This is a genomic window from Thioclava sp. ISO4, assembly GCF_058105145.1.
Genome location: NZ_CM176571.1, coordinates 3,765,990 through 3,777,102, shown reverse-complemented (window position 1 = coordinate 3,777,102; position 11,113 = coordinate 3,765,990). Strand labels below are relative to the sequence as shown.

The following is an 11,113-nucleotide window of genomic DNA, read 5'->3' as shown; positions in this document are numbered from 1 at the left end:
GGGTGGAGCAGATGGCCTTCCCCCCCCCCCCATTTTATAAGGGCGAATTGAAACCGATGTCTCTCTCGACGCTGCCCGAAACCGACTGGCCCATCGTGGTCATTTCGCTGCCTGACGCGGCTGCGCGAAAAGAGATGATCTCTCGGCAATTAGGCGCACTCGATCTGCCATTCGAATTCCTCGACGCGATCGACGGGCGCGCCGGGCTGCCTGAAGAATACGAATCCAGCATCGACCGCATCGGAACCGAGAGGCATTTCGGCCGCGCAATGACTGACGGCGAATATGCCTGCGCCCTTTCGCATCTCGCGGTTTATCGCCTCATTCTCGACAGAGACCTTCCCGGTGCGATCGTCCTCGAAGACGACGCGATCCTCGGTGACGGCTTCGTGCAGTTCCTGAAAGAGCGCGGCTACGAGCGAGCACCTCTCATCCAGCTCGATCATCACCACGCGCGCATCCCACGGATCATGGGGCGCTCCCTGCAGATCGAAAGCTGCACGCTCAGGCGTCTCGCGCGCAATGCTCTCCTCTCGACCGGCTATGCGATCAACCGTAACGCCGCCAGTTTCATACTGGAGCGCGCGATCCCTCTGCGCGCCCCGGCGGACTGGCCCTGTGACCTACGTCCCTTGGGGGTGCTGTGCTCGGATCCGCGTCTTGTCGATCATCCAACTGAAGACGAAGATATTTCGGCACTTGGCGACCTCAGAGCGCAGTTGCATCTGGAGTATAAGAGGCGCCAAAAGCAGAGCTTTCGGAATGGGCGGAAATATCTCAGGGGCGCTTACTGGAAGAAGAAATGGCTCAAAATGACGACGATACGCCTTTCGTGATCGAGCCGGGCAAGCGCTACCTGCTCGCGCGTCCCTGCGGTGGCTTCAACGACTGTCTCGTCCAACTGGATCGCGCCCGTCGGCATGCCGAGACATTCGACCGGACCCTGATTATCGATACCCACCGATCGGGGCTGCAGGCGGGGTTCGAGACGCTCTTTGCGCCGCGCGAGACTTTCGGTTGTCCCGTGGCCTTCTGGAGCCCGGAGATCGGCAAGGCTCTCGACACGATCAATTCTGTGCAGCCCGAGGCGCTGGCGCATCGCATCAGCACGTATCAGGCCGCCTATGACGATGCGACACGACTGCATCGCGATACCCAGAGCAACGCCCTCACGAGCGTGGATCTGAAGCGCGATCACCCTGAAACCCTGCTCGTTCAGGAACGCGCGGGCGGTGGTCTGGACTCGCTCCGGCTCCTTCGTCGCCTATCCCTGCGCGCGGATGTCGCCTCGGAGATTGCGCGCAGGCTCCTGACGCTGGACGCGGATTACGATGCGGTGCACATCCGTCATTCCGACTACCGAACCGATTTCAACGGCTTTTTGCAGCGCGTCGCTCCGGTCTTCTCGGCTCGAAGACTGCTGATCTGCACCGACAGCGCCGAGGTCAAGAAACAGGCGCCGCGCCTGTTGGGCGACCGGGTTCACGTTATTTCGATTGCGGAACCTCCCGACACAAAAGGGCAGCCGCTCCATCAGGCGGAACTGGCGGATCGCCATGCCGCGAACCTCGATCTGCTGACGGAAATTCTTGCGATGGTGCGCGCGCGGACATTTCTCTTTGCCCAGCTCGACGGAACGAAAAGGCGCGGGCAATTTTCGGGTTTCGCAAAACTCGTCGTCGCCATGCGCGCCGCGCCGGACACGTTCGATAGCCTGTTTGCGAATTGCGACTCCGCTGTGCTGCGGGACCTGCGTGCAATCAAGAACGCGCCCGCTCGGCAGGACGGGCTGGCCGATACCGCCGCGCGAGGCGTCGCCAAGCTTAAACTCCGGTGGTGGAACCGACACGCCGCTCGGCAGGTGCGCAAGATCAGATCTAGTGTGAGAAAGAGGCTCCTCTGAAAGCCTCCTCTCAACCGGTTCTACCGAAGCGTTGCCTCACGCGGGCACCCCCTTCGCCTTGGCTAAAATATCCCGGGGGTGAGGGCGAAGCCCGAGGGGGCAGAGCCCCCTCTTGCTCCGTTGATTGTCGCCCTCCGGCGACGGGGGCAGCGCCCCCTCTTCCTTTGGTTTTGTCACCCTCCGGCGACGGGGGGCAGAGCCCCCGTGCCGCGCTCAACGCGAGCGGACCATCCCCATGATCTCGAGCGTCTTGCCCAAGATCGGCTGCGCGATCTCGTCGGCGCGGTTCGCGCCGTCGCCGAGGATATTGTCGATCTCGGAGGGATCGTTCATCAGCCGGGTCATCTCGTCCGAGATCGGAGCAAGCTTCGCAACCGCCAGTTCCGCCAGCGCAGGTTTGAACTTGCCGAAGCCTTCGCCGCCATATTCGCCCAGCACCTGCGTCGGCGTCATGTCGGCCAGCGCCGCGTAGATGTTCACGAGGTTGCGCGCTTCGGCCCGGTCCTTGAGCCCGTCGAGGTCCGAGGGCAGGGGCTCGGGGTCGGTCACGGCCTTGCGGATCTTCTTGGCGATCGTGTCGGCATCGTCGGTCAGGTTGATGCGGCTCGCATCCGACGGGTCGGATTTCGACATCTTCTTGGTGCCGTCGCGCAGGGACATCACGCGGGTGGCGGCGCCTTCGATCAGCGGCTCGGGAGCGGGGAAGAACTCGGTCTTGTAGTCATGGTTGAACTTGGCCGCGATGTCGCGGGTCAGTTCGACATGCTGCTTCTGGTCCTCGCCCACCGGCACCATCGTCGCGTGATAGAGCAGGATATCGGCGGCCATCAGCGCGGGGTAGGCGTAGAGGCCGAGGCTGGCCTTCTCGGCATTCTTGCCCGCCTTGTCCTTGAACTGGGTCATCCGGTTCATCCAGCCCAGACGCGCGACGCAATTGAACGCCCAGGCCAGTTCGGCATGGGCCGAGACCTGGCTCTGGTTGAAGAGGATCGAGCGCTTCGGATCGACGCCCGAGGCGAGGAAGGCGGCAGCCGCCTCGCGGGTGTTGCGGCGCAATGCCTCGGGCTCCTGCCAGACCGTGATCGCGTGCATATCGACGAGGCAGTAGATCGTCTCGATCCCTTCGTCCTGCTTCTGGGCAAAGCGCTTGAGCGCGCCCAGATAGTTGCCCAGCGTCAGCCCGCCGGAGGGCTGGATGCCGGAGAAGATCCGCGGTTTGAAATTGGCGTTGAGGGGTTGCGCTTGCTCGCTCATCTGATGCTCCTGATCTGCGGGGGGTGGAAGCCCGCCATTGAGGATCTCCCGGGGTGGAAATCCGCTCTCCGCTCGCTTATCGCTAAAGCGCAAAGGGCGCAACTGAGCCCGTGAGCAGGAGAGGCGAGACATGCGCGACGGTTATGACGAACACCCGGTGAACCCGCTGCCGCCGGTGGTCTGGCTGCTGGCGCTGCCGATCATCGCGACGGAGCTGTTCTTCGCGATGGGCCAGTCGGGTCTGATCGGCGGGGCGCAGGCGGCGGGCTGGCGGCTCGACGCGCTGCAGAAATTCGCCTTCTCGCCGCAGGTGATGCGCGCCATGATCGATACCGGGCAATACCCGCCCGAGCAGATGATGCGCATTGTGACCTATCCGTTCGTGAACGCCTCGGTGACGCAGGCGATCTTCGTGCTCGTGTTCCTCTTGGCGCTGGGCAAGATGGTGGGCGAGATCTTCTCGGGCCTCGCCGTGGCGGTCGTGTTCTTCGGCGCGACGATCCTTGGCGCGCTGGTCTATGCGGCGCTGCCGTTTACGCAGATCGGGCTCTATGGCGGCTATCCGGGCGATTACGGACTGATCGGGGCCTTCACGTGGATCTTGTGGACGCGGCTGGGGCAGGAGAATGCGAACCAGCTGCGGGCGTTTTCGTTGATCGGGGCGCTGATGGGCATCCAGCTGATCTTCGCGATGATCTTCGGCGCGCGGCCCGACTGGATCGCGGATATCGTCGGGTTCGTCGCGGGCTTCGTGCTGAGCTTCTTCGTGGCGCCCGGCGGGATGCAGCGGACCTTGCAGCGGTTGCGGCGGCGGTGAAGGCTTAGGGGCGCGCCCGAGCCTCGGGTGGGCGCCTCGGTCCGCTGGTGGCTTGGCGCTTTATCTCTCAAGCCCGAAAGTCATCTGAAACCGCGATGTCATCGCCAATGCGCCCTCCCGTGGGGAGGGTTGGGCGCGGCCCGGGGCTGGTCGCCCCGTGCCAAAGTAGCCCCTCACGCCCCGCCCGGACCGCGGCGCATCGCACCTTTCAGATCGGCCATATGCATCGCGCCAATGGCGATAGCCGTGCCGAAATAGACGAGCATGCCGAACAGCACGAGCCCCAGCAGCGCCAGCGCGCGCAGGCCCGGCACGGCGAACGCGCCCGGCACTGCCCAGGTCACCGCCCAGATCGCAGCGCCCATCACCAGCGCCGCGATCACGATGCGGGGCAGGCGGCGGTAGAAACGGTGATCGAAGCTCGCGGCCTCGCCCATCGGGCGCGCGCCGAGCCAGAGCTGCGCAACCATCGCCCAGGCGGCGAGCGTCGTGCCCACCGCGGCGGCCAGATAGCCGATCACGAAGGACAGCCCGATCGCCAGCACCGCGTTCACCACCATCGCGACCAGCGCGTAGTTGAACGGCGTGCGGGTATTCTCGCGGGCGAAATACAAAGGCTGCAGAACCTTTTGCAGCACGAAGGCGGGCAGGCCGAGCCCGTAGATTGCGGTGGCCCAAGCGGTGGCGATCGTGTCCTCATGGGTGAACTGGCCGCGCTCGAACAGGACCGAGACGATGGGCTGGGCTGCCACCAGAAGTGCTACGGCAGGGCCGACGGTGAAGAGGAGCGCGAACTCGCCCGCGCGCGAGAAGGAATAGCGGCTGCCTGCCGTATCGCCGCCGCGCAAGCGGCGCGACAGGTCGGGCAGCAGCACCACGCCGATCGCGATCCCAACCACGCCCAGCGGCAGCTGATAGAGACGGTCGGCGTAGTTCAGCCATGCGATTGCGCCGTCGAAATGCGAGGCGACCTGACGGCCCACGAGCAGGTTGATCTGGACGACGCCGCCCGCCAGCATCGCCGGGATCGCGATGCGGACAAGGCGTTTCATGTCGGGCGAAAGGCGCGGGCGCTTCGGGATGATCTTGAAGCCCGCGCGCCATGCAGCGACCCAGACGAGCGCAAGCTGCGCCACGCCTGCGACCGGCACGGCCCAGGCCAGCGCATCGCCCACCGGCCAGCCCGCCTGATCGGCCATGAGCATCGCGATCACGAAGGTCACGTTCAGCAGCACGGGTGCCGCGGCCGCGGCTGCGAAGTGACCGGCAGCGTTCAGTACGCCCGACAGAAGCGCGCTCAGCGAGATGAAGAGGATGTAAGGGAAGGCGATCCGGCCATAACTCGTGGCGATCGTGAACCGCTCATCGCCCGCGAACCCTGAGGCCATCGCAAGCACCAGCCATGGCATCGCCGCCGAGGCCACCAGCGTCAGCAAGATCAGCACAGAGGCCAATCCCCCCATCGCCTCGCGTGCGAAGCCCTGCGCGTTTTCGCCGCCCTCCAGCTTCTTCGAGAAGATCGGGATGAAGGCGGTGTTGAACGCGCCCTCCGCGAAGAAGCGACGGAACAGGTTGGGCAGCGAGAAGGCCACGAGGAAGGCCTCGGCCACCGGGCCTGCGCCGAGGAAGGCCGCGATCATCATGTCGCGCGCAAACCCGAGGATGCGGCTCGCCATGGTCCAGCCGCCCACCGTGAGGAAGCCGCGCACCAGCCGGATTGGTTTCATGTCAGTTGCCCGCCCGTTTCGCGCCCGACGCGATGGCGTCCATCAACTTCTTCTCGAGCGCCTCTTGGCGGGGTTTGGAATGCAGTTTCAGGCCGAACATGTCTTTCACATAGAAGCTGTCCACGACCTGCGCGCCATAGGTGGCGATCACCGCCGAGGAGATCGAGATATTGTTCGACGCCAGCGCCCGGGTCAGGTCGTAGAGAAGGCCGGGCCGGTCGCGGGTATCGACTTCGATGATCGTGTAGATATCCGATCCTTCGTTGTCGATGGTGATATGGGTCGGGAACTTGAACTCGCGCTCACGCTTCTTGAGCTTGTCGCGATCCTTGAGCGCCTCGCGGGCGACGACCTCGCCTTTCAGCGTCTTCTCGATCATGCCGCGCAGCCGGGTCAGTTTCGACGCCTCGTAGGGGTGGCCCTCGGCATCCTGCACCCAGAAGACGGCGGTCGCATAGCCGTCCTTCGAGGTATAGGTGCGCGCGTCGACCACATTCGCGCCGACCAGTGCCAGCGCGCCGGAGAGCCGCGAGAAGATGCCGGGGTGATCGGCCAGCGCGAAGCTCACGCGGGTCGCGTCGTGATCGTCGTCGGGATGCAGGTCGATGCGGATCTCGTCATCGCCCAAATCGCGCAGGAGCCGCGCGAAAATCTCGTGATTGACCGTGGCGAGCGCCTGCCAATAGGGCGCGTAGTGCCGGGCCAGCTCGGCGCGGATCTGTGCCTTGTCCCAGCTGTCATCCGCCTCCAGAACCTCGCGCAACGCGCGCTTGGCCTCGTCGGTGCGCTGTTCGCGATTGACCGCTTCCAGCCCGTGCTCCAGCGCCATCGCGGTCTCGGAATGCAGCTTGCGCAGCAGGGTGGCTTTCCAGTTGTTCCAGACATTCGGGCCGACGCCGCGAATGTCGCAGACGGTCAGAACGGTCAGCAGGTCGAGCCGCTTGCGCGACTTCACGCGCTTGGCGAAATCGCGGATCGTGCGCGGGTCCGAGAGATCGCGCTTCTGCGCCACGTCGGACATCAGCAGGTGGTGACGCACCAGCCATTCGACGGTCTCGGAATCCTCCTGGTTCAGCCCCAGCCGCGGCGCGACCTTGCGGGCGATCTTCGCGCCGAGGATCGAATGATCCTCGGGCCGTCCCTTGCCGATGTCATGCACCAGCAGCGCGACATAGAGGACCTTGCGATTGATGCCTTCTTCGAGAATGTGCGACGACAGCGGCAGATCCTCGACCAACTCGCCGCGCTCGATCTGCGCCAGCGTTGAGACGACCTGAATCGTGTGCTCGTCCACCGTGTAACTGTGATACATGTTGAACTGCATCATCGCGACGATCGGTTCGAATTCCGGGATGAAGGCCGCCAGCACGCCCAGCTCGTTCATCCGCCGCAGCGCGCGTTCCGGGTTGCCGTGCTTGAGCAGCAGATCGAGGAAGATGCGCTGCGCCTCGCGATTGGTGCGCACCTTGTCGTCGATCAGGTCGAGATTGGCCGAAACGAGCCGCATCGCGTCGGGGTGGATCAGCATCCCCGAGCGCAGCCCTTCCTCGAACAGCCGCAGCAGGTTTACCGGATCGGAGAGAAACGCCTGCTCGTCGGCAACATTTATCCGCCCGTTCTCTTCGCAATAGGGGGCTTTCAGCTTGCGCCGCCTGCGGAAAATCCGCTGCAGCATCGGCGCGCTTTTCACATGCTGCGCTTCGAGCTTGGTCAGGAAGATGCGGGTCACGTCGCCCACGGCGGTCGCGTGGCGGAAGTAATCCTGCATGAAGACCTCGACCGCGCGGCGGCCCGCCAGATCGCGATAGCCCATGCGCTCGGCCACTTCGACCTGCATGTCGAAGGTCAGCTGATCCGAAGCCCGTCCCGAGATCAGATGCAGGTGGCAGCGCACCGCCCAGAGGTAATTCTCGGCCTCGTGGAAGGTCTCGTATTCCTCGGGGGAGAAGGCGCCGATCTTCATCAATTCGCGGGCGCGGCCGACGTGATGGATATATTTGCCGATCCAGTAGAGTGTCTGCAGGTCGCGCAACCCGCCCTTGCCCTCTTTCACATTGGGTTCGAGCACGTAACGCTGCCCGCCCTGACGGCGGTGGCGTTGTGAGCGTTCCTCCAGCTTGGCCTCGATGAACTCGGCCTCGCTGCCCTCGAAGAGATCGTGACGAAGCCGTAGCGACAGCGCCTCGGCCAGCTTCTCGTCGCCGCCCACGCAGCGATGTTCGAGAAGGGCGGTGCGGATCGTGATGTCTTCGCGCCCGAGCCGGATGCAGTCGTCGAGCGTGCGGGACGAGTGACCGACCTTCAGCTTCAGATCCCAGAGCATGTAGAGCATCGACTCGATGACGCTCTCGGCCCACGGGGTGACCTTGTAGGGGGTGAGAAACAGCAGATCGACATCGGAATGCGGCGCCATCTCGGCCCGGCCATAGCCGCCTACAGCGAGTACCGCGAAACGCTCCGCCTCGGTGCGGATGCCGCTGGGGTGCAGACGCTCCGTCGCGATGCGCAGCACCGAGCGGACGATACCGTCGGTCATCTGGGCATAGGCTTCGACCGTGTCGCGCGCGGCGCGCGGATGGGTCTCGAAATCGGCCTCGATCGCGGCGGCGGCGGCGCGGCGTTCCTCGGAGAGGAAGGTTACCGTCGCGGCCCGGATGTCTTTCGGGTCGCTGGCGTCGGAGGTCGCTGCATCGAGCGCGTCGAACAGACGCTGCTGATCCAGAAGGAGGGGCGCCCCGGTCGCTGCCGGGGCGGTGTCTGTCATGCTGGTCACTGCGCGATCTTGTCCCTTACCGGGCCCTTTCGTTTGGGGGCGGTCCGGATCAGGATCCGAAGCCGCCGAAGTTGCGCGGCGCCGGGTCGATCACGACCGCCTGGCCGTTGCGGACCTGTGCCACGGCGAGGCCGCGCTCGTTGGTGCCGTCGGGCAGGAAGCGGAAGACGCCGTTGACGCCCACGAAGCCCGAACGCTGGGTCAGGCCCTGCTTGGTCAGCGCATCCGGGTTGCCAGACTTCACCAGCGCGCCGATGGCCGCGATCCCGTCATAGGCGAGGCCTGCGATCGGGTGGGGCGCTTGCCCGTAAGAGGCACCATAGCGCGAGACGAACTGCTGTTGCAGTGCCGGATCTGGTTCGGCGAACCAGCCGCTCTGGGTGCCCGGCAGCGACAGCGTCGCCGGCGGAATATCCCAGCGGGTCAGGCCGATATATTGCGTGGTCTGCGGGGTCACGCCCTGCTCGCCCATCAGCTGCGTGAGCAGCGGGAGCGCGCCTGCGGTATCGGCCGTCAGGAACAGCGCATCGACGTCCCCGGACTTCACGCGGCTTGCGATCTGCGGCGTCGCGTCGACCACGCCTTGCTGCGAGAACGGATAGGAGGCCACGCCTGCGAGCGAAGCGCCCGAGCGTGCGACCGCGGTCTGGATCGCCTGTGCGCCGATCTCGCCCGCCGTGGTCTGCTCATGCACGACCATGATCCGCTTCTTACCCTGACGTGCGGCGAAGCTCACGAGGCGGTTGGCTGTGTTCTGGAAGGTCGGGCCGAGCACGAAGACGTTGCCGCCCGCGACGTTGGTGTTGTTCGAGAACGCCAGCACGTTGATGTTGCGCGAGGCGACCGCGAGACCTGCGGCATTCGCCGATTGCGCATAGACCGGGCCGAGGATGACCTTGGCGCCCTCGTCGGCGGCCTTGGTGGCCATCGCGGCCGCTTGCTGCGGATTGCCGGCGGTGTTGTAGACCTGCAGGTCGATCCGTGCGCCTTGCAGATCCTGAATCGCGAGATTTGCCGCATTCTGCAGCGCCCGCGCGAGCGTCTCATCGCCAGCATTGCCGGACCCGGCCGGAACCAGAAGTGCCACCTTGACCGGTGCGCTGGTGTCGATCTTCTGACCGGAATTGCCCATCGGCCCCGGCTGACAGGCCGCAAGCCAGACCAATGCGAGGAGGGCTGCGATTCGCGCGGCGAGGGCGCGGGGGTTACGAATGAGATTAAACATGATACGTCCTTTTGGGCGTTGGCGTCCGGTCCGGGCACTGAAGCAACGCCTGCGAACCGCGAGGAAATGACGCGGCTGAGACTACGCACAAGCAGGCGTGAAGTAAACGTTCCACACAAGTGATGAGGCGGGCGATGGGCGAGGGTGTTGTATCTGATGCAAACGCGGAAAATAAGGGAACCAAGGGGGCTCCGGCGCCGTTGAGCCCGGGGCTTCATTTCATTGCCACACCCATCGGAGCCGCCCGCGACATCACCCTGCGCGCCCTCGACATGCTGCGCGCAGCCGACGTTCTGGCGGCCGAGGATACGCGCAGCCTGCGGCACCTGATGGAAATCCACGGCGTGCCGTTGAACGGGCGTCAGGTGCTCGCCTATCACGACCATAACGGCGCCGCGATGCGCCCGAAAATCCTCGCCGCCTTGGAGGCGGGGAAGTCGGTGGTCTACGCCTCCGAGGCAGGCACGCCGCTGGTCGCCGATCCGGGCTATCAGCTTGGCCGCGCGGTGATCGAGGCTGGGCTGCCGCTCTATAGCGCACCGGGCCCTTCGGCGGTTCTGACGGCGCTGACCCTGTCGGGCCTGCCGACGGATCGCTTCCTCTTCGCGGGGTTTGCACCGAATAGCAAAGGCGCGCGGCGAAACTGGCTCGCGGAGTTCAAGGAAATTCCGGCGACGCTGGTTTTCTATGAAAGCCCCAAACGCGTTAGGGAAATGTTAGCTGACGCGGCCCATAGTCTGGGAAAAGAGAGACAAGCGGCGCTGTGCCGGGAGTTGACGAAACGCTTCGAAGAGGTCCGCCGGGGAACGCTGGAAGAGCTTGCGGAGAGCGTGGCCGAGTCGCCGATCAAGGGCGAGATCGTCGTCGTGGTCGACAGACCGCACGCGGTCGAGATCGACGACGCGGAGCTGGAGCGGCGGTTGAGCGCCGCGCTTGAACGGGAGTCGCTTCGCGACGCGGTCGATGCGGTCGCAGGGGCGACCGGGTTGCCGCGGCGCAAGGTCTATCAGGCCGCTCTGGCCATGGAGAAAAAGAGATGAGTGGATCGCTGTCGTATCATTCAGGTCTCGCCGCCGAAGAGCAGGTGATGCTGCATTACGAGCGGGCAGGGCGCGCGGTCTCGGAACATCGCTGGCGGGGCAAATTTGGCGGCGAGATCGATCTGATCGCACGGGAGGGCGACACCCTGATCTTCGTCGAGGTGAAGAAATCGCGCAGCCATGCCCGCGCCGCGGAACGTCTCTCGCAGCGCCAGATGCGCCGGATCTGCATCTCGGTCGAAGAATATCTGATGCGCCATCCCGCTCCGGCAAACTGCAACCGCAAGGTCCGGTTCGATCTCGCGCTGGTCAATGAGATCGGGGAGATCAAGGTGCTGGAGAACGCCTATTTCGGAATGTGACCGGCCCGTGGG

9 protein-coding genes are annotated in these 11,113 nt (G+C 64.8%); 5 read left to right on the top strand and 4 right to left on the bottom strand.

Going from position 1 to position 11,113, the window contains the following annotated elements; translation table 11 throughout:
* Positions 1-11: 11 nt before the first annotated feature.
* Together AC2TZ7_RS18395 and AC2TZ7_RS18390 are read left to right on the top strand one after the other, a co-directional pair.
* Positions 12-836: a glycosyltransferase family 25 protein gene (locus tag AC2TZ7_RS18395; RefSeq protein ID WP_489865305.1), complete on the top strand. Its 825-nt coding sequence runs from the start codon at positions 12-14 to the stop codon at positions 834-836.
* A complete protein-coding gene (locus AC2TZ7_RS18390) occupies positions 803-1,903 on the top strand; it encodes a hypothetical protein (protein ID WP_489865304.1) in 1,101 nt (366 codons plus the stop codon). The genes AC2TZ7_RS18395 and AC2TZ7_RS18390 overlap by 34 nt, the downstream gene beginning before the upstream one ends.
* Before the next feature lie 213 nt (positions 1,904-2,116).
* On the opposite strand, the gene trpS is transcribed toward AC2TZ7_RS18390, so the two are convergent.
* Positions 2,117-3,157, bottom strand: coding sequence for a tryptophan--tRNA ligase (trpS, locus tag AC2TZ7_RS18385; RefSeq protein ID WP_098411874.1), 1,041 nt, complete (start codon positions 3,155-3,157; stop codon positions 2,117-2,119).
* Positions 3,158-3,287: 130 nt separating this feature from the next.
* Here trpS and AC2TZ7_RS18380 point away from each other — a divergent pair, with 130 nt between their 5' ends.
* Positions 3,288-3,974, top strand: coding sequence for a rhomboid family intramembrane serine protease (locus AC2TZ7_RS18380; protein WP_489865303.1), 687 nt, complete (start codon positions 3,288-3,290; stop codon positions 3,972-3,974).
* 173 nt (positions 3,975-4,147) lie between these two features.
* On the opposite strand, the gene murJ is transcribed toward AC2TZ7_RS18380, so the two are convergent.
* From murJ to AC2TZ7_RS18365, 3 genes are read right to left on the bottom strand one after another with little or no spacing between them, the layout of a single operon-like run.
* Positions 4,148-5,701, bottom strand: coding sequence for a murein biosynthesis integral membrane protein MurJ (murJ, locus tag AC2TZ7_RS18375; RefSeq protein ID WP_489865302.1), 1,554 nt, complete (start codon positions 5,699-5,701; stop codon positions 4,148-4,150).
* A 1-nt stretch (position 5,702) separates the two neighbouring features.
* Positions 5,703-8,465, bottom strand: coding sequence for a [protein-PII] uridylyltransferase (locus AC2TZ7_RS18370; RefSeq protein ID WP_098412579.1), 2,763 nt, complete (start codon positions 8,463-8,465; stop codon positions 5,703-5,705).
* A gap of 58 nt (positions 8,466-8,523) precedes the next feature.
* Positions 8,524-9,699: a penicillin-binding protein activator gene (locus AC2TZ7_RS18365; RefSeq protein ID WP_489865301.1), complete on the bottom strand. Its 1,176-nt coding sequence runs from the start codon at positions 9,697-9,699 to the stop codon at positions 8,524-8,526.
* A 134-nt stretch (positions 9,700-9,833) separates the two neighbouring features.
* On the opposite strand from AC2TZ7_RS18365, the gene rsmI reads away from it, so the two are divergent.
* Both rsmI and AC2TZ7_RS18355 read left to right on the top strand, forming a co-directional pair.
* Complete coding sequence (gene rsmI, locus AC2TZ7_RS18360; protein WP_489865300.1) at positions 9,834-10,739, top strand: 16S rRNA (cytidine(1402)-2'-O)-methyltransferase; 906 nt, start codon at positions 9,834-9,836, stop codon at positions 10,737-10,739.
* Complete coding sequence (locus tag AC2TZ7_RS18355) at positions 10,736-11,101, top strand: YraN family protein (protein WP_489865299.1); 366 nt, start codon at positions 10,736-10,738, stop codon at positions 11,099-11,101. The genes rsmI and AC2TZ7_RS18355 overlap by 4 nt, the downstream gene beginning before the upstream one ends.
* Positions 11,102-11,113 lie beyond the last annotated feature (12 nt).